This is a genomic window from Bradyrhizobium sp. ERR14 (assembly GCF_014198235.1).
Classification (GTDB): domain Bacteria; phylum Pseudomonadota; class Alphaproteobacteria; order Rhizobiales; family Xanthobacteraceae; genus Bradyrhizobium.
In genome coordinates, this window is the sequence record NZ_JACIHD010000005.1 from 187,425 (window position 1) to 207,617 (window position 20,193).

The 20,193-nt window shown below is 65.2% G+C and carries 18 protein-coding genes; 10 read left to right on the plus strand and 8 right to left on the minus strand.

Going from position 1 to position 20,193, the window contains the following annotated elements:
- The first annotated feature begins 190 nt into the window (after positions 1–190).
- The 4 genes from thrC to GGD62_RS16940 all read left to right on the plus strand — a co-directional run bounded on the left by thrC (position 191) and on the right by GGD62_RS16940 (position 4,345).
- Positions 191–1,609, plus strand: a complete 1,419-nt coding sequence (thrC, locus tag GGD62_RS16925) for a threonine synthase (protein ID WP_183709106.1) — start codon at positions 191–193, stop codon at positions 1,607–1,609.
- Entirely contained in the window at positions 1,606–2,895 is a 1,290-nt protein-coding gene (locus GGD62_RS16930) for a pitrilysin family protein (RefSeq protein ID WP_183709107.1), read from the plus strand. Before thrC ends, GGD62_RS16930 begins: the two co-directional genes overlap by 4 nt.
- 39 nt (positions 2,896–2,934) lie before the next feature.
- The gene (locus GGD62_RS16935) at positions 2,935–3,522 is read left to right on the plus strand and encodes a GNAT family N-acetyltransferase (protein WP_018316343.1); all 588 of its coding nucleotides are present in this window, start codon (positions 2,935–2,937) and stop codon (positions 3,520–3,522) included.
- A gap of 172 nt (positions 3,523–3,694) precedes the next feature.
- The gene (locus GGD62_RS16940) at positions 3,695–4,345 is read left to right on the plus strand and encodes a hypothetical protein (protein WP_018316342.1); all 651 of its coding nucleotides are present in this window, start codon (positions 3,695–3,697) and stop codon (positions 4,343–4,345) included.
- A 208-nt stretch (positions 4,346–4,553) separates the two neighbouring features.
- Here GGD62_RS16940 and GGD62_RS16945 read toward each other — a convergent pair whose 3' ends face one another.
- The 5 genes from GGD62_RS16945 to GGD62_RS16965 form a co-directional block, all read right to left on the minus strand.
- Positions 4,554–5,039, minus strand: a complete 486-nt coding sequence (locus GGD62_RS16945) for an ATP F0F1 synthase subunit B (RefSeq protein ID WP_183709108.1) — start codon at positions 5,037–5,039, stop codon at positions 4,554–4,556.
- 5 nt (positions 5,040–5,044) lie between these two features.
- On the minus strand, positions 5,045–5,611 hold the full coding sequence (locus tag GGD62_RS16950; RefSeq protein WP_183709109.1) for a F0F1 ATP synthase subunit B': 567 nt from the start codon (positions 5,609–5,611) through the stop codon (positions 5,045–5,047).
- A 65-nt stretch (positions 5,612–5,676) separates the two neighbouring features.
- On the minus strand, positions 5,677–5,907 hold the full coding sequence (locus GGD62_RS16955; protein ID WP_007599451.1) for a F0F1 ATP synthase subunit C: 231 nt from the start codon (positions 5,905–5,907) through the stop codon (positions 5,677–5,679).
- A gap of 53 nt (positions 5,908–5,960) precedes the next feature.
- Positions 5,961–6,710 carry a F0F1 ATP synthase subunit A gene (locus tag GGD62_RS16960; RefSeq protein WP_018316339.1) on the minus strand — a complete coding sequence of 250 codons (750 nt, stop codon included), beginning with the start codon at positions 6,708–6,710 and terminating at the stop codon, positions 5,961–5,963.
- Between the two features lie 112 nt (positions 6,711–6,822).
- The gene (locus GGD62_RS16965) at positions 6,823–7,197 is read right to left on the minus strand and encodes an AtpZ/AtpI family protein (RefSeq protein WP_018316338.1); all 375 of its coding nucleotides are present in this window, start codon (positions 7,195–7,197) and stop codon (positions 6,823–6,825) included.
- A 359-nt stretch (positions 7,198–7,556) separates the two neighbouring features.
- Here GGD62_RS16965 and GGD62_RS16970 point away from each other — a divergent pair, with 359 nt between their 5' ends.
- Together GGD62_RS16970 and GGD62_RS16975 are read left to right on the plus strand one after the other, a co-directional pair.
- Complete coding sequence (locus GGD62_RS16970; RefSeq protein WP_183236718.1) at positions 7,557–8,078, plus strand: hypothetical protein; 522 nt, start codon at positions 7,557–7,559, stop codon at positions 8,076–8,078.
- A 159-nt stretch (positions 8,079–8,237) separates the two neighbouring features.
- Positions 8,238–8,711: a secondary thiamine-phosphate synthase enzyme YjbQ gene (locus GGD62_RS16975; protein WP_018316336.1), complete on the plus strand. Its 474-nt coding sequence runs from the start codon at positions 8,238–8,240 to the stop codon at positions 8,709–8,711.
- A 76-nt stretch (positions 8,712–8,787) separates the two neighbouring features.
- Here the strand turns inward: GGD62_RS16975 and GGD62_RS16980 are convergent, their stop codons facing one another.
- A complete protein-coding gene (locus tag GGD62_RS16980) occupies positions 8,788–10,413 on the minus strand; it encodes an MFS transporter (RefSeq protein WP_018316335.1) in 1,626 nt (541 codons plus the stop codon).
- Between the two features lie 337 nt (positions 10,414–10,750).
- Between GGD62_RS16980 and GGD62_RS16985 the strand changes: the two genes are divergently transcribed.
- Positions 10,751–11,422: a response regulator transcription factor gene (locus GGD62_RS16985; protein WP_018316334.1), complete on the plus strand. Its 672-nt coding sequence runs from the start codon at positions 10,751–10,753 to the stop codon at positions 11,420–11,422.
- 5 nt (positions 11,423–11,427) lie between these two features.
- Here the strand turns inward: GGD62_RS16985 and GGD62_RS16990 are convergent, their stop codons facing one another.
- Positions 11,428–14,289, minus strand: a complete 2,862-nt coding sequence (locus GGD62_RS16990) for a tetratricopeptide repeat protein (protein ID WP_183709110.1) — start codon at positions 14,287–14,289, stop codon at positions 11,428–11,430.
- A 198-nt stretch (positions 14,290–14,487) separates the two neighbouring features.
- Between GGD62_RS16990 and GGD62_RS16995 the strand changes: the two genes are divergently transcribed.
- From GGD62_RS16995 to GGD62_RS17005, 3 genes are all read left to right on the plus strand, one after another.
- Positions 14,488–14,907 carry an organic hydroperoxide resistance protein gene (locus tag GGD62_RS16995; protein ID WP_026201648.1) on the plus strand — a complete coding sequence of 140 codons (420 nt, stop codon included), beginning with the start codon at positions 14,488–14,490 and terminating at the stop codon, positions 14,905–14,907.
- A gap of 37 nt (positions 14,908–14,944) precedes the next feature.
- Complete coding sequence (locus GGD62_RS17000) at positions 14,945–15,973, plus strand: alpha/beta fold hydrolase (protein WP_183709111.1); 1,029 nt, start codon at positions 14,945–14,947, stop codon at positions 15,971–15,973.
- A gap of 71 nt (positions 15,974–16,044) precedes the next feature.
- Positions 16,045–16,605, plus strand: a complete 561-nt coding sequence (locus GGD62_RS17005) for a cytochrome P460 family protein (RefSeq protein ID WP_183709112.1) — start codon at positions 16,045–16,047, stop codon at positions 16,603–16,605.
- A gap of 37 nt (positions 16,606–16,642) precedes the next feature.
- On the opposite strand, the gene GGD62_RS17010 is transcribed toward GGD62_RS17005, so the two are convergent.
- Positions 16,643–20,152 carry a PAS domain-containing hybrid sensor histidine kinase/response regulator gene (locus GGD62_RS17010; protein WP_183709341.1) on the minus strand — a complete coding sequence of 1,170 codons (3,510 nt, stop codon included), beginning with the start codon at positions 20,150–20,152 and terminating at the stop codon, positions 16,643–16,645.
- Between the last annotated feature and the right edge of the window lie 41 nt (positions 20,153–20,193).

A 20,193-nucleotide genomic window follows, 5' to 3' on the forward strand; every position in this document is an offset into this window, starting at 1 on the left:
AGACCTTCCAAGAGAGGGCTGCGGCATCGCCGCAGCCCTTTTTGCTGGGCAGGGGTGCCGGCGGGAAGCGGTTTCCTGATGCCGCAAAACACTTTATGGTGGCGCAAAGCCTCTGGCTGTTAACAAGTAATTTCGTAAAATCAAAGGCTTAACGAACGGGCGTAAGCCCGGTCGGCCTTTGGAGGGCAGTTTGACTCGTTATATCTCGACCCGGGGCGAGGCCCCCGAACTCGGCTTCTGCGACGTGATGCTGACCGGGCTTGCGCGCGACGGCGGCCTGTATGTGCCGACCATTTGGCCCCGGCTCTCCACTGAAACCATCGCCGGCTTCTTCGGCCGCCCCTATTGGGAGGTCGCGGTCGACGTGATCCGTCCGTTCGCCGGCGGCGAGATTTCGGACGCCGAACTTGGCCGCATGGCGAACGAGGCCTATGCCACCTTCCGCCATCCGGCGGTGGTGCCGCTGCGCCAGATGTCGCCGCACCAGTTCGTGCTGGAGCTGTTTCACGGCCCGACGCTCGCCTTCAAGGACGTGGCGATGCAGCTGATCTCGCGGCTGATGGACCATGTGCTCGCCAAGCGCGGCCAGCGCACCACCATCGTGGTCGCCACCTCAGGCGATACCGGCGGCGCTGCGGTCGAAGCCTTCGCCGGCCTCGAGAACGTGGATCTCATCGTGCTGTTCCCGCACGGCCGCATCTCCGAGGTGCAGCGGCGGATGATGACGTCGACGGGCGCGGCCAATGTCCATGCGCTCGCCATCGAGGGCAATTTCGACGACTGCCAGGCGCTCGTGAAGGGGATGTTCAACAACCACCGCTTCCGCGATGCGACCTCGCTCTCCGGCGTCAACTCCATCAACTGGGCACGCATCGTCGCCCAGGTGGTCTACTATTTCACCTCCGCCGTCGCCGTCGGTGCGCCGGCGCGCGCGGTGGATTTCGTCGTGCCGACCGGAAATTTCGGCGACATCTTCGCCGGCTACGTCGCCAAGCGCATGGGGCTGCCGGTGCGGACCCTGCGCATCGCCGCCAACGTCAACGACATCCTGGCGCGCACCCTGAAGACGGGAATCTATGAGGTGCGCGAGGTGCACGCGACGGCGTCGCCGTCGATGGACATCCAGATCTCCTCGAATTTCGAACGGCTGCTGTTCGAGGCCGGCAAGCGCGATGCAGCCGGCGTGCGCCGTCTGATGGATTCGCTGAAGCAGTCAGGACGTTTCGTGCTGCCGGACGCAACGCTGGCCGCGATCCGCGAGGAGTTCGACGCCGGCCGCGCTGACGAGACCGAGACCGCGGCTGCGATCCGCGCCGGCTGGCGTGAGGCAGGCGAGCTGGTCGATCCCCATACGGCGGTGGCGCTCGCCGTCGCCGATCGCGACACCACCGACACGAGGGTGCCAAGCATCGTGCTCTCCACCGCGCATCCGGCCAAATTCCCCGACGCTGTCGAAGCGGCCTGCGGCCAGCGGCCGCAACTGCCGGCCTGGCTCGACGGATTGATGACCAAATCCGAACACATGAAGGTGATGAAGAACGATCAGGCCGAGGTCGAGCGGTTCGTGCTGTCAGTCAGCCGCGCCGCAAAGCAGGGAGTTGCCGGATGAGCGTCGAGATTTCCAAGCTTGCCTCCGGCCTGACCGTCGTCACCGACAAGATGCCCCATCTCGAGACCGCGGCGCTCGGCGTCTGGGCCGGCGTCGGCGGACGCGACGAGAAGCCGAACGAGCACGGCATCTCGCATCTGCTCGAGCACATGGCGTTCAAGGGCACGACGAAGCGCTCCTCGCGCGAGATCGTCGAGGAGATCGAGGCGGTCGGCGGCGACCTCAATGCCGGCACCTCGACCGAGACCACGTCCTATTACGCGCGGGTGCTCAAGGCCGACGTGCCGCTCGCGCTCGACGTGCTCGCCGACATCCTCGCCAATCCCTCCTTCGAGCCCGACGAGCTGGAGCGCGAGAAGAACGTCATCGTGCAGGAGATCGGTGCCGCGCAGGATACGCCCGATGACGTCGTGTTCGAGCATCTCAACGAGCTCTGCTATCCCGATCAGCCGATGGGCCGCTCGCTGCTCGGCACGGCCAAGACGCTGCGCGCCTTCAACCGTGACATGCTGCGCGGCTACCTCTCGACGCATTATCGCGGGCCCGACATGGTGGTGGCGGCCGCAGGGGCGGTCGATCACAGCCAAGTCGTTGCCGAGGTCGAGAAGCGCTTTGCGAGTTTCGAGGGAACGCCGGGCCCGAAGCCGCAAACCGCTCAGTTCGGCAAGGGCGGCGCCAAGGTGGTGCATCGCGAGCTGGAGCAGGCGCATCTGACGCTGGCGCTGGAAGGCGTGCCGCAGAGCGATCTGTCGCTGTTCTCGCTCCAGGTCTTCACCAACATCCTCGGCGGCGGAATGTCGTCGCGCCTGTTCCAGGAGGTGCGCGAGAAGCGCGGCCTCTGCTACTCGATCTATTCGTTCCACGCGCCCTATACCGACACCGGCTTCTTCGGCCTCTACACCGGCACCGATCCGGCCGACGCGCCGGAGATGATGGAGGTCGTGGTCGACATCATGAATGAGTCGGTGGAGACGCTGACCGAGGCCGAGATCGCGCGGGCCAAGGCGCAGATGAAGGCAGGGCTCCTGATGGCGCTGGAGAGCTGCTCGTCGCGTGCCGAGCAGCTGGCGCGTCACGTGCTGGCCTATGGCCGGCCGCAGACGGTCGAGGAGCTGGTGGGCCGGATCGACGCCGTCAGCGTCGAATCGACCCGGGACGCGGCGCGTGCGCTGCTGTCGCGGAGCCGGCCTGCCGTTGTCGCATTAGGCAGTGGCAGGGGTCTGGACACGGCGGTGTCTTTTGCGGAAGGATTGACGCGGGCACGTGCCAAGGCGCGGCTGCATTAGGAGCCGCGCGCGGGCTGAGCTGCCCCGGGAAGCATCACCATGGCCCTCTTTCGCCTGCCGTCCAGTGGACCCGCCGCCCTCGCGCCGCGCGGTAACGGGCTGTTGCTGCGCGCGCCGCAGATGTCGGACTTCCTGCAATGGGCGCATTTGCGCGAAACCAGCCGCGATTATCTGACGCCCTGGGAGCCGATCTGGCCGTCTGACGATCTCACCCGATCCGGCTTCCGCCGCCGCCTGCGCCGCTATTCCGAGGACATTGCCGCGGACCGTTCCTATCCCTTTCTGATCTTCCGCGAGCTTGATGGCGCCATGGTCGGCGGCATCACGCTGGCCAATGTCCGGCGCGGCATCGTGCAGGCCGGCACCATCGGCTATTGGGTCGGCCAACCCCATGCCCATCGCGGCTACATGACGGCTGCACTGCGGGTCCTCCTGCCGACGCTGTTCGGCGAGCTCAATCTGCACCGGGTCGAGGCTGCCTGCATCCCCACCAATGCGCCGTCGATCCGGGTGCTGGAGAAGTGCGGTTTCTCCCGTGAGGGCCTGGCGCGCCGCTATCTCTGCATCAATGGGGTCTGGCAGGACCATTTGCTGTTCGGCCTGCTGCATGAGGATTTCCGCGGCTGAGCCGCTCGATCATGTGGCCAAATCCCTTGCCCAAGTCCTTTGGCCAAGTCCCTTGCCAAGTCCCCTGCCAAGTCCCCCTTTTTGCTGCCTTGGGTTCGCCGATTTTGACGATATAACCCGCATGCCCCGGCCCACGATCGGCCGGACAATTGTCATTGGAGTACGGGCTTTGATGGTGAAGCAGCTTCGGTCATCGCGGAATGTGCTGCGGCGGGGGACGGCGATCGCGCTTGTCTTGTCGATGTCGTTCGCGGCGGTTTCGCCGGTGGCCGCCCAGTCCTTGACTGACCGCTTCAAGAGCCTGTTCGGCGGCAAGTCGGATGAGCCGGCCCCGCCCAAGCCCGCGCCCGCGCCTGGCCAGCCGGCGGAAGACGAGGTCGATTGCCCGCAGGTGACGGTGCGCGCGGGCGCATCAACCTACGCGGTCGGGGCGGCCGGCAAGCCGGCCGTCGGCAACGAGATCCGCTTCCAGGCCTCGATCACCAAGATGGCGCGCGAATGTTCCCGCAGCAGTGTCGGCATCACGGCTCGGATCGGAATCCAGGGCCGCGTGATCGCCGGGCCCGCCGGCGCGCCCGCCACCGTCGAGGTGCCCTTGCGTGTCGCGGTGGTGCAGGGCGGCGTCGGCGAGAAAGTGATCGCCTCGAAGGCTTACCGGACCACGGTCGAGATGTCGGAGGGCGGCAGCGTGCCCTTCACCTTCATCGTCGAGGATCTGGCTTATCCGACGCCCTCGGCCGCGGTCGCCGATTCCTATGTCTTCTATGTCGGCTTCGACCCGCAGGCGCTGTCGCCCGAGCCGAAGGGACGGAAGAAGAAGTAGGTAAGCAAGTCGTCACGAAGAACGCTGTCATGCTCCGCGCAGGCGGGGCATCCAGTACGCCGCGGCTTCTCCGTATCTCATTGCTGTCTCTGGAATATTGGATCACCCGCTTTCGCGGGTGATGACACGGTATTTGTGGATTGCGGTGTCGCAAACAAAAAAGCCGGCGCTCATCGCGCCGGCTTTTTGATTACTGAAGGCAAAACCCTCAGTTCAGCTTCTGGCGAACCTCGGTGATGCCCTTGGCGAGCAGATCGTCGGCGACCTGGCCCTTGACCGACTGCGACAGGATCGTGGAGGCGGCCTGAACGGCGGCTTCCGCGGCTGCGGCGCGGACATCGGCGAGCGCCTGGGCCTCGGCGAGCGCAATCTTGCTCTCCGCGGTCTTGGTCCGGCGGGCGACGAAGTCTTCCATCTTCGCCTTGGCGTCGGCCGCGATGCGCTCGGCTTCGGCCTTGGCGTTGGCGATGATGTCGGCAGCTTCGCGCTCGGCGGTGGCGCTGCGCGCCTTGTAGTCGGCGAGCACCTTGGCCGCTTCCTGCTTGAGGCGCGTCGCGTCGTCGAGCTCGGCCTTGATGCGGGCGGCACGATGATCCAGCGCCATCATCGCCGACTTGAAGACCCCGAGATAGGCGAACACGACCATCAGGATCACGAAGGCGATGGCGACCCAGGTTTCAGGATCGAAGAACATCTCGACTAACCTTTCAGGGACGCATCGACCGCGGCATTGACCGACGCAGCGTCGGGAACGACGCCGGCAAGCTGCTGCACGATCTGGCCTGCTGCATCGGCCGCGATGCCGCGGACGTTGCTCATGGCGGTGGCGCGGGTCGAGGCGATGGTCTTCTCCGCCCCGGCGAGCTTGGCCGCCAATTGTTCTTCCAGCGTCTTGCGCTCGGCTTCCGCCTGCGCATTCGCCTTGTCGCGGGATTCGTTGCCGATGGCCTGTGCCCGCGTGCGCGCCGAAGCGAGCTCGGTTTCATAGGCCTTGAGCGCCGCCTCGGACTGGTCCTTCAGCTTCTGCGCCTCGGCGAGGTCACCCTCGATCTTGTTCTGACGCGCCTCGATCGCACCGCCGACCTTCGGCAGAGCGAGCTTGGACACGATCACGTAAAGCAGGACGAAGAAGATCGCGAGCGACACCAGCTGTGAAGCGTAGTTGCTGCTCTCGAACGGCGGAAAACCGCCACCGTGGTGACCACCGTCAGCCTCGGTGTGAGCGCCCGCCGCCGGACCTTTTGCGCCGCCATGACTTTCAGCCACGGAGTTCTCCTGTTGCAGTCACACGCGCCGTCCCAATGGATGGAACGGCGCGAAAAACGTCGTCCTCAGAGCGGAACGAACAGCAGCAGCAGCGCGATCAGCAGCGAGAAAATGCCGAGCGCTTCGGTCACGGCGAAGCCGAAGATCAGGTTGCCGAATTGGCCCTGAGCGGCCGAGGGGTTGCGAACGGCTGCGGCAAGGTAGTTGCCGAAGATCACGCCGACGCCGACGCCCGCGCCGCCCATGCCGATGCATGCGATGCCCGCGCCGATAAGTTTTGCTGCTGCCGGATCCATTTTAGACTCCTTGGAAGAAAGATTGGGTTGTGGGTGGAAATTCCCCGGACCGCTCAGTGTCCCGGATGAATGGCGTCGTTGAGGTAGATGCAGGTCAGGATCGCAAACACATAGGCTTGCAGGAACGCGACCAGAATCTCGAGCGCGTACAGCGCGACCGTGAGAGCCAGCGGCAGCACGCCGCCGACCCAGCCCAGCGCCCCGAGCGAGAAGCCGAGCATGGCGACGAAGCCCGCGAACACCTTCAGCGCGATGTGGCCGGCCAGCATGTTGGCGAACAGACGGACGCTGTGGGAGACCGGCCGCAGGAAGAACGACAGGATCTCGATGAACATCACCAGCGGCAGGATGTAGCCGGGGACGCCGTGGGGTACGAAGATCGAGAAGAACTTCAGGCCGTTCTTGGCGACGCCGTAGATCAGGACGGTGAAGAAGACCAGAAGCGCGAGCGCCGCGGTGACGATCAGATGGCTCGACACCGTGAAGGTATAGGGGATGATGCCGACCAGGTTCGAGACGCAGATGAACATGAACAGCGAGAAGATCAGCGGGAAGAACTTCATGCCTTCCGCGCCGGCCGTCGAACGGATGGTCGAGGCGACGAATTCGTAGGAGATTTCGGCGACCGATTGCAGGCGCCCGGGAACCAGCTGCGTGCCGCTGGCGAGCATCAGGATCGAGATCACCGCCACCGCCACCAGCATGTAGAGCGACGAATTGGTGAAGGCGATCGTGTGATTGCCGATATGGCCCAGGGTGAAGAGAGGCTCGATGTTGAACTGGTGGATCGGGTCGATTTTCATCAGCGCGGCATCTCTTGGTCTGCCGGGCAATGCCGGCGGGTCTCGGTCTGCCGGCCGGGCCGGCCCGTACCGGCAAGGCCGGCACGATCATTCCTGTCCTGGTGCGGATCGGCTAAGACCCACCGCGCCTGTTTTGACCCGCACCCGCCGTTCTCACCACATTCACCACGCCGGCGACGAAGCCCAGCAACAGGAACACGATAAATCCGAAAGGCGACGTCGACAGCAAGCGGTCGAAACCCCAGCCAATCCCCGCTCCGACAACGACCCCGGCGATCAACTCGGAGGATAACCGGAAACCAAGCGCCATCGCCGAAGCTCTGGCCGCTCTGTCTTCACCGTCACCTGCGGGTTGCTCGGTCTTGATTCGTCGGTCCCGGAATTCGGACAACCGCTGATCAAGATTTCCGAGCCGTTCGGAAAGCGCAGCTTCCTCGGACGATCTATCGCGATCCCCATTCTCGCCGTGTCCCGTGCCCTGTGTCATGCAACGAAGACCCGAAACGCCGCGGCTGAATGGAAATTGCGCCCGCCACCCTCAAAAGCCGCGCGGACCATACTGATGGCCCATAATCAAGTCAAGCCAAGTCACGATTGCGTCGCTTTCGGTTATGTAGCTGATTTATTTGATGATATTGGCGCGCACGGCAGCGCTGCACACAGCGTGACGCCGCACCGCAGCAGCAAGCCTCAGGATCGGCGAAGGCGGCCGCCCTTTCGCCACGCTGCCGGGATCGAACACGCCGCCGCGATCGTTGATAAGGGTGCGTGTTTTGGGCGGCGGATCGCCTCACCGGGGTGTAGAATTTGCGAGAGGGCCACCTGCACGTCGTGGCGGAGATCGCGATGAGACCAGTGACGTCATCCACAACATCATGGCTTGCGCTGGCGGCGTTCGCCGCCGCGGTGGCGATCGGCGGCGACCTCGAGGCCGCGCAATCCGCGCCCGACAGCGAGAACGGCCGCTACAGCATGACGCCCATCCCCGAGGGCGTGTTGCGGCTCGACACGCGCACCGGGACGGTATCGACCTGCACCAAGAACGGCGCCGGCTGGGCCTGTTACGCGGTGCCCGACGAACGGACCGCGCTCGACGCCGAGATCGGCCGGCTCCAGGCCGAGGTCGAAAGGCTGCAGGGACAGCTCGCGGCCGGGCCGACGGTGTCGGGCAAGATCGACGAGGCGCTGCCGAAATCCGACCCGCTGAAGAAAGCGGAGCCCAAGGCCGCCGAGGGCGAGCGCAAGATCGAGATCCCGCTGCCGAGCGACCAGGACGTCGACCGCGTGATGTCGTTTCTGGAAAAGGCCTGGCGGCGGCTGATCGACATGGCCAACCGCGTCCAGAAGGACGTGTCGGGGAAGATTTGAGGACCCCTTCGCGCCATCCGTGCGTTGAGGTGCCGTAGGGTGGGCAAAGGCGTTCTTACGCCGTGCCCACCATGCTTCTAGACAATGAAGAAAGACGTGGGCACGGCGCTTTGCGCCTTTGCCCACCCTACGGCAGTATTCGATTAGTCGAGACCCTTCATGACATCAACCAGATCAGTCACCCGCTCGGCGCCATCGTCGGTGCAAGCCGACACCATCGCATCGTCATTGCTGACCGTGCAGACATCGGGTCACGGCTTCACCGATCTGACGAGCGAGGCTGCAAAATTCATCGCCGAGGTTCACGCGCGCGACGGCGCGCTGACGCTGTTCATCCGCCATACCTCGGCCTCGCTGACGATCCAGGAGAACGCCGATCCGTCCGTGCTGGTCGATCTCACCACGGCGCTGTCCCGGCTGGCGCCGGAGAATGCCGGGTGGACCCACGACACCGAAGGACCGGACGACATGCCGGCACATATCAAGACGATGCTGACCGGGGCCTCGCTTCAGGTCCCGGTCCTGAGCGGCAGGCTTGCCCTCGGCACCTGGCAGGCGATCTATTTGATCGAGCACCGCAAGCGCCCGCACCGGCGCGAGGTGGTGCTGCAATTCGTCGGCAGCAATCAATAAAGCAATTTTAGTGCTCAAACAAAACCGGCCGCGGATCGCTCCGCGGCCGGTTCGTTGTACTTATCGCTGCTTTCGATCAGGTCGCCTTGATGTCGACGTCCTTGGTCTCGGGCAGGAAGAAGAAGCCGATCACGACGGTAATCGAGGCGAAGATGATCGGGTACCAGAGGCCGGCATAGATGTCGCCCGTCGAGGCCACGATGGCAAAGGCGGTCGCCGGCAAGAGGCCGCCGAACCAGCCGTTGCCGATGTGGTAGGGCAGCGACATCGAGGTGTAGCGGATACGGGTCGGGAACAGTTCGACCAGCATCGCCGCGATCGGGCCGTACACCATGGTGACGAACAGCACCAGGATGAACAGCAGGCCGATGATCGCCGCCACCTGCGGACGGAAGATGTCGAACGGATGGGACATCTTCACGATGCCCGCATCGCCGGCCTTCGGATAGCCGGCCGCCTGCACCGCGGCGAGCACTGCCGGGTTGCTGTCCTTGGCGCTCGTGTAGGGCACTTCCTTACCATTGACGACGACCTTCACACCCGAGCCGGCTGCGCCAGACGTGGTCGAGTACTTGACCGACGACTGCGACAGGTAGGCACGTGCGGTGTCGCAAGGTGCGGTGAAGACACGGGTGCCGACCGGGTTGAACAGGTCGCCGCAACCCGCGGGATCCGCCACCACGTCGACCTTGACCGATTCGATCGCCTTTTCCAGCGCCGGGTTGGCATTGGTGGTGATCATCTTGAAAATCGGGAAGAAGGTCAGCGCCGCGATCAGACAGCCGCCGAGGATGATCGGCTTGCGGCCGATCTTGTCGGACAGCATGCCGAACACGATGAAGAAGCCGGTGCCGAGCAGCAGCGACCAGGCGATCAGCAGGTTGGCGGTGTAGCCGTCGACCTTCAGGATCGATTGCAGGAAGAACAGCGCGTAGAACTGACCGGTGTACCAGACGACGCCCTGGCCCATCACGCCGCCAAGCAGCGCGAGCAGCACCAGCTTGCCGTTCTGCCAGTTGCCGAAGGCTTCGGTCAGCGGCGCCTTCGAGCTCTTGCCCTCGTCCTTCATCTTCTGGAAGATCGGGGATTCATTGAGGCGAAGCCGGATCCAGACCGAGATGCCGAGCAGCAGCACCGAGACCAGGAACGGGATGCGCCAGCCCCACTTCGCGAAATCGGCCTCGCCAAGGGCGCTACGGGTGAACAGGATCACTAGTAGCGACAGGAACAGGCCGAGCGTCGCGGTGGTCTGAATGAAGGAGGTGTAGTAGCCGCGCTTGCCGTTCGGAGCATGCTCCGCGACATAAGTGGCCGCGCCGCCATACTCACCGCCGAGCGCCAGGCCCTGGGCGAGGCGGAGCGCGATCAGGATGATCGGAGCCGCGATGCCGATGGTCGCCGCGTTCGGCAGCAGGCCGACGATGAAGGTCGACAGACCCATGATCAGGATGGTGACGAGGAAGGTGTATTTGCGGCCGACGATGTCGCCGACGCGGCCGAATACGATCGCGCCGAACGGACGCACCAGGAAGCCGGCGGCGAAGGCCAGCAGCGCGAAGATGTCGCGGGTGGCTGGCGGGTAATCCGAGAAGAACTGCACGCCGATGATCGAAGCCAGCGAGCCGTAGAGGTAGAAATCGTACCACTCGAAGACGGTACCGAGCGAGGAGGCGAGAATGACGAACCGTTCGTCCTTCGTCATCCCTCCCGCGCCTGCTTGAGACACAGCCATTGTCGACATATTGAGTCGCTCCCCGAATTGCGTTTCCTCGCACCCCAGACGTCCGGACATGCCGGATCAACCCAGGTCTTGGCTGCAAGGTAACATCGGCGTGAAACCCGCCCCAATACGACTTTCGGCCTTGCGCACTGACGCGTAGCTGACGCCGGTATCGGGCACCGGCGCGCCGCCACGTAGGCTTCCGGATTAACCCCTTTGCAGCAAAGGGATAATGTGCACTTGCATGCCACGGCCGCTCGGGGAAGAATTGACATACCCGGGATCTGTCCGCCGGCCCGCGAACGACAGCAAGAGAACGATGAACGCTCCCTCGACCCATCTCGTCATCGCCGATGACCATCCTCTTTTCCGCGACGCGCTGCGACAGGCGGTGGCCGGCGTCCTGACCTCGGCCAGGATCGACGAGGCCGGATCGTTCGAGGATCTGACCAAGCTCCTGGAACAGACCTCGGATGTCGACCTGATCCTGCTCGACCTCTCGATGCCCGGGATCTCAGGCTTTTCCGGCCTGATCTATCTGCGTGCGCAATATCCGGCGATCCCGGTGGTGATCGTCTCGGCGTCCGACGACAGCGCCACGATCCGCCGCTCGCTCGATTTCGGCGCCTCCGGCTTCATTCCCAAGCGATTCGGCGTCGAGACCCTGCGCGACGCCATCCTCAAGGTGATGGAGGGCGACGTCTGGGTTCCCGCCGATACCGATCTGTCGGCTGCGGCCGATCCCGATATGACGCGCCTGCGCGACCGTCTGGTGACGCTGACGCCGCAGCAGGTCCGGGTCCTGATGATGCTGTCGGAGGGCCTCCTCAACAAGCAGATCGCCTATGAGCTCGGGGTCTCCGAGGCCACCATCAAGGCACATGTCTCGGCGATCCTGCAAAAGCTCGGTGTCGAAAGCCGCACCCAGGCGGTGATCGCCGCCGCCAAGATCGCCGGCGGCCAGTGGAAGCAGGGCACGCCGACGGGGTGAGCCCGCTACAGCGTCTTCAGGAGCGCATCGGCGGCCCTGATATCTTCAGTCTCGGAACCTGCAGCGAAACCCTCGCGTGCCGATTGAAGTAAGCGCCTGGCTTCCTTGCCGCGGCGCCGGTGGGCAAGAAGTTGCGCCAGATCGATTGCCGCGCGCAGTTCCCACGCTTTGGCGCCCTTCGCGCGGCTGAGTTTCAGCGCCTGCACTAGGCAGGCCTCGGCTTCCTCGATTTGCGGCTCCGGCAGGTGCGACAGGACCGTGCCCTTCATGCGCAGCAGCTCGGGCATATAGAGGTGATCGCCGCTCTGCGCGACGAGCCGGATCGCGTCGTCGATCAGCTGTGTGCCCTGCTCGATCTGCCCGAGCGCCAACAAACCCTGAACCAGCGCGATGTTGAAGGTGGTGGTGAGCAGCTCGTAGCGGGCATCGTGGAGCTCACGCAGGCAAGTCCTGATCGTCTCGACGCCAACTGCGGCATCGCCGCGCCGGATCGCCAGCTCGCCTTTGACGCCGCGGCCGACGGCGAGATAAGGCCCCATCGAGCGCGACGTCGCATGCGCGATGAAGCGGTCGATGTTCGCGTCCGCACCATCGAGGTCTCCGCTCCAGAGATCAATTGCGACCGTCCAGATCAGCGCAATGCAGAGCGTGATCGGGTGATCCATCTGCGCCGCCTCGGTGACCGTCTGTCGCGCCAGTTGCAGCGCATCCGCGGGGCGGCCCTGCAACCAGAGCTTGCGAGCCAGCGTGATGCCGGCCCGATTGCGATGATCGAAGCCGTGGACGGTGCTGATTCGCTCCGTGCCCGGTCCCCGCCATGTGACCTCCAGCATCTCGAGCGCGTCGCGATGCCGGCCTGCCAGATGCAAGGAGACGCCGAGGAGGGAATGGGCGAGGGCGATCGAGGCGGAATCGCCCAGCGACCTCGCGACCCCGAGGCTCTGCTGCGCATAGCCGAGCGCGGCGTCGAACTCTCCCATCCGCTCGTGAAAGATATGCATCCGGCCGAGCAGCTGGAGCTGGTTGATTTCGTCGCCGCGCGCTTCGGCGATCGCAAGGCTCCGGCTCAAGGCGCTGCGCGCCGCTTCGCTGCCGCCGCGGGTGAACATCAAGGTCAGTCCGAGAGCGGCCTGGATGTGCATTTCCTCGGCGCTGCCGCGCGAGGAGGGGTCCATCGCCAGCAGCGCCCGTTCCGACCAGCGCCGGCATTCGATCAACAAGGACATCGCCAGGAAGATCGGCGCCGCGGCGGCGGCGAGCGCAATGCCGATGCCGAGATCACCGCCCGCCCCGAAGCACCAGTCGAGCGCGGCGCGCACATTGTGAAGCGCGGAGAAGTGAGCAGCTCGCTCGTCCGCGCTCGGCACGGCGGCCCATGTCATGCCGGCCTGTTCCAGCCATCGCCGGTAGTACGTCGCGTGGCGGGCGGCGAGAGCCGCGTCATCGGGCTCGATCTCGAGCAGATAAGCGCGCGTCGTGTCGAGCAGGCGGTAGCGCATCATGGCGCCGATGGGGCGCGGCGCGACCATCGATTTGGCCACGAGACTGTCGACGGCGTCGAACAGGCGGGCCTGGTCGACGCGCTCGTCCGGCACGACCTCGAGCGCCGCGTCGATGGTGAAATGCCCGGCGAAGACCGCAAGCCTGCGCAGCACGAGGCGTTCGAGATCCGACAGCAGTCCGTAGCTCCAGTCGAGCGTGGCCTGCAATGTCTTCTGCCGGGGCGGCGCCGTTCGCTGGCCCTGCCAGAGCAGATTGAGGCGCTCGTCGAGCAATGCGGCCGTCTGCTCCAGGCCGTAGGCTTCGACCCGGCCGGCGGCGAGTTCGATCGCCAGCGCCATGCCGTCGAGCTTGCGGCAGATCCTCGCGATGATCGCGGCATTGGCGTCATCGAGACTGATCTGCGCGCCGCTGGCCGTGGCACGTTCGAGGAACAGCTGCAGCGCCGGATAGGTCTGCGCTGCAGCGACCGTCAGTCCGGAGCCGTCGGGCGGAACGGCAAGCGGCGCCAATCGATAGACCTGCTCGCCCTCGACGCGCAGGGCCTCGCGGCTGGTCGCGAGGATATGGATATGTGGCGCTGCCTGGAAGATGTCCGCCGCCAGCGGCGCGGCGGTCGCGATGACGTGCTCGCAATTGTCGAGAACCAGCAGCATCCGCTTGTCCCTGACATGCGCGAGCAGCGCGGGCAGGGGATCGTCGGTCTCGGCCGGCAAGCCCAGCATCAGCAGGATCGAGGTGATCACGAGATCGGGATCACTGAGCGCGGCGAGATCAACAAAGTGCGCGGCGTCGGAGAAAGTCTCGAGCAGGTCGTGGGCGATCGCCACTGCGACCGCCGTCTTGCCGACGCCGCCGGGACCGGCGATCGTGACAAAGCGCGAGGCGATGAGCTTGTCGGAAACGGTGGCGATCGCATCGTCGCGCCCGACCATCCGCTGTAGCCGGTTCGGCAGTTTCACCGGCGGCAATTCCAGCCGTGGCGCGGGGCGCTGGGCTGCCGCAATGCCTGTTTGCGAAACCGGCGCTGCGAGTTGCGAGATCGGTGCCACGAAGCAATAGCCGCGGCCGGACAGCGTCGTGATGTAGCGGGCGCCGTCCTTGCCGTCGCCGAGCGCCTTGCGCAACGCTGCGACGTGAAAGCGCAAATTGGCCTCTTCGACGGTGACGCCGGGCCACACCAGCGCCATCAGGTCCCATTTGCCGACGACCTGGTTCGGTCGCGACATCAGCGCCATCAGCGTGTCGAACGCTTTCGCGCCCAGCGGCAACGCGACGCCGTCGCGCATCACGAGCCTTTCATGCGGCGTCACGGAGAATGGCCCGAACGATAAAGTTCCCGTTGCGGTGCCGGCCGGCTCTGTCATGGCAAATCTCGGGTCCCTTCGACAGGACCCGATAGCCAGATGATCGCGATCCGGCAAGGCCGCCACTGCATCGGCATCAGGCCGCGGGTGCAGGCCTTGTTAAGCGCGCCAGGTCTGACCTCACAACTTCTCACAACTCCCAACGGGTGTCCTGCACCAGCCACTGCTAGTCAGTTGCGCAACGGAAAGGACAGCTTCATGACGCAGGCGGCAAAAATACTCTACACGGCCAAGACCCACACCAGCGGCGGCCGAGGCGACGGCATATCGCGCAGCTCCGATGGCCGCCTCGATGTCAAGCTGTCGCCGCCGGGCGCCGCAGGCATCGGCACCAATCCTGAGCAATTGTTCGCCGCCGGCTGGTCGGCCTGCTTCGAAGGCGCGATGGAGATCGCGGCGCGCAAGCGGAAGATCGAGCTTCCCAGGAAATGCGCTGTTGATGCGGAAATCGATCTCGTGCTCGACGAGGGCGCCTATTCGCTCCGGGCGCGCCTCAATGTCAGCCTGCCGGGCCTCGACCCCGAGATCGCACGCGGCATCATCGATGATGCGCATCAGACCTGCCCCTATTCCAAGGCCGTTCGCGGCAACGTCGACGTCACGGTCGCGCTGATCTGACGCGCCATCACCAACCATCAAGAAAGGCAGCACCACCATGAAGCAGATCATCGACCAGCATCGCCGCCAGTTCTTTGGCGTCGCCGCCGGAACCGTCGCCGTCGGCCTCGGCGTGATCGACCTCGCGCGCGCTGAGACCGAAGCGCCGAAATCGTCCGCATCGACTGCGTCCTTCGGGGCGATCAAGCAGATCGATGCCGGCGTCCTCAATGTCGGGTATGCGGAGGCGGGTCCTTCGAACGGTCCCGTGGCGATCCTGCTGCATGGCTGGCCCTACGACATTCACGCCTTCGTCGACGTCGCGCCGATCCTGGCCAAGGCCGGTTATCGCGTGATCATCCCCCACTTGCGCGGCTACGGCACGACGCATTTCCTCTCCAGCGAGACGCCGCGCAACGGCGAGCCTGCCGCGATGGCGGCCGACGTCATCGCGCTGATGGACAAGCTCGAGATCAAGAAGGCTGTTATCGCCGGCTTCGATTGGGGCGCGCGCACCGCCGACATCATCGCCGCGCTGTGGCCGGAGCGCTGCCGCGCGCTGGTATCGGTCAGCGGCTATCTGATCTCCAGCCAGGCCGCCGGCAACGCGCCGTTGCCGCCATCTGCCGAGCTGCAATGGTGGTACCAGTTCTATTTCGCGACCGAGCGCGGCCGTGCCGGATACGAGAAGTACACGCATGATTTCGCCAAGCTGATCTGGAAGCTCGCCTCACCGCAATGGAAGTTCGACGACGCCACCTTCAATCGAAGTGCGGCGGCGCTGGACAACAAGGATCATGTCGCGATCACGATCCACAACTACCGCTGGCGACTCGGGCTCGCCCAGGGCGAAGCGAAATACGAGCATCTCGAAAAGAAGCTGGCGGCGGCTCCCGTCATCGAGGTGCCGACGATCACGATGGAGGGCGACGCCAATGGCGCGCCGCATCCCGACCCGAGCGCCTATGCCAAGAAGTTCTCGGGCCGATACGAGTTTCGCCTGATCACCGGCGGCATCGGCCACAATCTGCCGCAGGAAGCGCCGCAAGCCTTTGCCAAGGCCGTCATCGACGCCGACGGCGCGTGATCATTCATGCGTGCCTCGGTCCAGCGTGGCTGGGCCGGGGATGTACCGCGATCCCAGCTTGAAGAAACGTCATGCCATCTATCGAACCTGAAAAGAATGAGCGATCCTACGTCACGGTGATCACGCTGGCCGTGCTTCTTCTGGTCGTTCTGCTGACTTGCGTGCCCTATCTGGTCTCGATCGCTCTTGCCGAGGGGCCTGCGCAAAACACGGCAGACGCCTCGCCGATCTTCGGCGTCACGATTCCGCCCGGTTACAAGCAGTGGAAGCTGATCGCGCCGGCCGAAGAAGCCGCGCCGCTCGACGAGCTTCGCGCCGTTGTCGGCAACCAGACCGCAATCGATGCGTATCAGGCCGGCAAGCTTCCGTTCCCTGACGGCACCATCCTGGTCAAGCGCGCCTGGCAGCGGAAGCAATCGCCGGAGTTTGCGTCCGCGACAATTCCTGGTGCCGCCACCACGGTCCAGGTGATGGTCAAGGATTCCAAAAAATACGCGGCGACGGGCGGCTGGGGCTTCGGCCGTTTCATCAACGGCAAACCGGTCGACGAGGCCCAGCACCGCACTTGCTGGGGCTGTCACGAAGCTCGCGCCAAGAGCCGGGACTACGTCTTCACGCGGCTGGCGCCCTGAATTGTGCAAACGTGCCGGCCGTCGCCAGCAAGCCGCTTCACTCCGCCGCCACCATCTGCTGCGTGCGCCACTGACCGAGCAGGGCGCGGAGCGAGGCCGGCTTGACCGGCTTGTTCAGTACCGCGACCTTCTCGTCGCGCGCAGCCACCTGCACGGCGGGGCTGCGGTCCGCGGTGATCAGGATTGCGGGGATGCCGTCGCCGAAGCGGCGGCGGATCTCGCGGATCGCGGCAATGCCGTTGCCGCGGTCGAGATGATAGTCGACCAGGAGGCCGGTGACGCGCTGTCCCGCCGTCTCGATGGCGGCGATCGCGCCTTCGGGATCGGCGACCGCGATCACTTCGGCGTCCCAGGCCTTCAGCAACGTGCGCATGCCATCGAGGATCGCCGCGTCATTCTCGATACAGACGATCAGGGCGCCTGAAATCGGCGTGCGCGCCAGCGGCGTCGCGCTGGTCACCGCGGCGGTGTGGGTGATCGCTTTCGCCGTCGGCACCGTCACGGAGAAGACCGAGCCGCCGCTCCTGTTGCCGTCGATGGCGATGCCGTGCTTGAGCACGCGCGCCAGGCGTTCGACGATCGACAGGCCGAGCCCCAGCCCGCGCGCGATCCGCGCGCCCTGCTCGAGGCGGTGGAATTCCTTGAAGATCTCGCCGCGCTTGACCGGCGGGATGCCGACGCCGGTGTCGTAGACGCAGATCTTGAGCGAAGGACCTTGCCGGCGACAGCCGACCAGGACGCGGCCGCGCGGGGTGTATTTGATCGCGTTCGAGATCAAATTCTGCAGCAGGCGCCGCAGCAGGAGCCGGTCCGATTCGACCGGCAGCGAGCACGGCACGAAGGTGAGCTCCAGGTTCTTGGCACGCGCGATCGGCGCGAACTCGATCTCCAGCGAGCGCATCAGATCGGCCATCTTGAAGCTTGAGGTCGAGGTCGTCATCGCGCCGGCGTCCAGCCGCGAGATGTCGAGCAGCGCGCCGAGGATCTCCTCGATCGCCTGCAGCGATTCGTCGATGTTCTCGACCAGCCGCGTCTCCTCGCCGCTGTGCTGGCGCTCGACCAGGCTCGTGACATAGAGCCGCGCCGCGTTCAGCGGCTGGAGAATGTCGTGGCTGGCGGCGGCGAGGAAGCGCGTCTTGGAGATGCTGGCGTCTTCCGCCGCGCTCTTGGCCAACGCCAGCTCGGAGTTCAGCCGCGTCAACTCCTCAGTGCGGTCGCGCACGCGTTTTTCCAGTGTCGCGTTGGCGCGCTCCAGCGCTTCCGCCGCCTCGAAGGTGGGCGTGACATCGGTGAAGGTGATGACGAAGCCGCCGCCGGGCATGCGATTGGTGAGCACCTCGATCACCATGTGGCGTTCCGGCAGGCGTTCGAGATATGGCTCGCTGTCGGTGGTGTAGGCGGCGAGGCGCCGCTCCAGCATGGCCTCGCGCTCGACCGGGTCGTCCGGATCGCTCACGCCGATGAATTCCAGGATATCGCGCAGCGGCTCGCCGAACTGGACGATATGCGGGGGCACGTTGAGGAGATCACCGAACTGCCGGTTGGAGCAGATCAGCTGCAGATCGGCATCGAACACGGCGATGCCCTGGCGCACGTGGTTGAGCGCGGTCTGGAGGATCTCGCGGTTGAAATGCAGGGCCGCGTGGGAGTCGTCGAGCAGCTTGAGTGCAGCCTTGGCCGAGACCGTGCGCTTGCGCAGCAGCAGCGACATCACGAGGCGCGAGGAGGCCGCTCCAATCGAGGAGGCGATCAGGTGCTCGGCGTGCTGCAAAAGCTCGAAATCAGCGGGTGCTCCCGTCTCCAGACGAACGTTGCGCCGCGCGGAGAACGCCTCGAAGGAATGCCGGGCGCGGTCGGGTCCGAGATATTGCGCCACAGTGGTCTGGATGTCCTGCACGGTGACGGTGGTGCGCCAGCGGCGGAAGCTCGGTGAGATCGGCGCGAGCGTATTGGGCACGAACAGATCGGCCTGCAGCAGCTCGATCGACGAGGGCCTTCGTGCCAGCGACAGCAGCACATAGGTCAGGATGTTGAGCGACAGGGACCAGATCACGCCGTGCATCAAGGAAGGCAGATCGGCGCCGAACAGCGCCTGCGGCCGCAGCGCCTCGATGCCGAAGGGGCCATGCTGGAGCAGCAGGATGCCTGATGTCGAGGTATCCATGAAGCTCGGGATGAACAGTGTGTAGAGCCACACCACGAAGCCGACCAGCATGCCGCCGATGGCTCCGCGCGCGGTCGCGCGCCGCCACAGCAGCCCGCCGAAGAAGCTCGGCGCAAGCTGCGCGATGGCGGCAAAGGAGAGCAGGCCGATCGCCACGAGCTGGGTATTGCCGAGCGCGCGATAGTAGAAATAGGCCATCACCATGATGGCGAAGATCGCAAGCCGCCGCGAGCGCAGCAGGAAGTCGCTGAAATCCGCGCCGCCGGCGCGTCCTTCCGGCCGCCGTTGCAGCACCAGCGGAACCACGAGGTCGTTCGAGACCATGATGGAGAGTGCGACGCATTCGACGATCACCATTGCGGTCGCCGCCGACAGGCCGCCGACGAAAATGGCGACGCTGAGAAGCCCCGCACCGCCCTCCATCGGCAGCGCCAGCACGTACATGTCAGGGTCGGCCGCGCCGAACGGGAAGGTGACAAGGCCGGCGAGCGCGATCGGGATCACGAACAGATTGATGGCGACGAGGTAGAGCGGGAACAGCCAGCGCGCGCGGCCGACCTCGGCATCCGAGGAGTTCTCGACCACACTGACGTGGAACTGGCGCGGCAGCAGCATGATGGCGCAGAGCGACAGCAGCGTCATGGTGAGGAAGTTGCCGATCGACGGCGAATAGTTGATGGCGCGCACCGCCTCCGGCGTCTTCATGGCGCGCTCGATCAGTTCGTGCGGCGAGAACATCCAGAATGTGACGAAGATGCCGGCGGCGAGGAAGGCGACCAGCTTGATGATGGATTCGGTCGCGATCGCCAGCATCAGGCCGTGCTGATGCTCGGTCGCATCGGTCTGACGCGTGCCGAACAGCACGGCGAAGGCCGCCATCGCCAGCGTCACCATCAGCGCGACGTCGCCGACGATCGGGATGTGGGAGAAGGCCTGGTCTTCGCTCAGGATGGTTTCGAGCGAGGAGGCGACCGCCTTGAGCTGGAGCGCGATGTAGGGCACCGAGCCGATGATCGCGATCAGCGCGACGGTGGCCGCCACCGCCTGGCTCTTGCCATAGCGGGCCCCGATGAAGTCGGCGATCGACGTGATGTTGTGGGCTTTCGCGAGCTGGATCACGCGGCGCAATACGCCGGCGCCTAACCCGATCATCAGGATCGGGCCGACATAGATGGCAAGGAAGTCGGTCGAGGCGCGGGTGGCGAAGCCGACCGAGCCGAAGAAGGTCCAGGAGGTGCAGTAGATCGCCAGCGAGAGCGGATAGATCAGCCCGGAGGCACGGCCGCGCCCGGCCGGCGAGCGGCGGTCGCCATGGCTCGCCACCAGGAACAGGAAGCCGATATAGCCGAAGGCGGCGGCGATCACGCCCCAATCGTGCAGCATGGCGAGCGCGCTTCTCGAAAGGGCGCCGGCGGCGCCCGAGC

Coding starts and splice junctions, on each gene's coding strand:
- GGD62_RS16940 (WP_018316342.1), top strand. CDS start 3,695: ATGGTGAAGCAGCTTCGGTCATCGCGGAATGTGCTGCGGCGGGGGACG.
- GGD62_RS16930 (WP_183709107.1), top strand. CDS start 1,606: ATGAGCGTCGAGATTTCCAAGCTTGCCTCCGGCCTGACCGTCGTCACC.
- GGD62_RS16995 (WP_026201648.1), top strand. CDS start 14,488: ATGACGCAGGCGGCAAAAATACTCTACACGGCCAAGACCCACACCAGC.
- GGD62_RS16955 (WP_007599451.1), bottom strand. CDS start 5,907: ATGGATCCGGCAGCAGCAAAACTTATCGGCGCGGGCATCGCATGCATC.
- GGD62_RS16990 (WP_183709110.1), bottom strand. CDS start 14,289: ATGACAGAGCCGGCCGGCACCGCAACGGGAACTTTATCGTTCGGGCCA.
- GGD62_RS16975 (WP_018316336.1), top strand. CDS start 8,238: ATGACATCAACCAGATCAGTCACCCGCTCGGCGCCATCGTCGGTGCAA.
- GGD62_RS17000 (WP_183709111.1), top strand. CDS start 14,945: ATGAAGCAGATCATCGACCAGCATCGCCGCCAGTTCTTTGGCGTCGCC.
- GGD62_RS16985 (WP_018316334.1), top strand. CDS start 10,751: ATGAACGCTCCCTCGACCCATCTCGTCATCGCCGATGACCATCCTCTT.
- GGD62_RS16980 (WP_018316335.1), bottom strand. CDS start 10,413: ATGACGAAGGACGAACGGTTCGTCATTCTCGCCTCCTCGCTCGGTACC.
- GGD62_RS16935 (WP_018316343.1), top strand. CDS start 2,935: ATGGCCCTCTTTCGCCTGCCGTCCAGTGGACCCGCCGCCCTCGCGCCG.
- GGD62_RS16970 (WP_183236718.1), top strand. CDS start 7,557: ATGAGACCAGTGACGTCATCCACAACATCATGGCTTGCGCTGGCGGCG.
- GGD62_RS17010 (WP_183709341.1), bottom strand. CDS start 20,152: ATGCTGCACGATTGGGGCGTGATCGCCGCCGCCTTCGGCTATATCGGC.
- GGD62_RS16960 (WP_018316339.1), bottom strand. CDS start 6,710: ATGAAAATCGACCCGATCCACCAGTTCAACATCGAGCCTCTCTTCACC.
- GGD62_RS16965 (WP_018316338.1), bottom strand. CDS start 7,197: ATGACACAGGGCACGGGACACGGCGAGAATGGGGATCGCGATAGATCG.
- GGD62_RS16945 (WP_183709108.1), bottom strand. CDS start 5,039: ATGTTCTTCGATCCTGAAACCTGGGTCGCCATCGCCTTCGTGATCCTG.
- GGD62_RS17005 (WP_183709112.1), top strand. CDS start 16,045: ATGCCATCTATCGAACCTGAAAAGAATGAGCGATCCTACGTCACGGTG.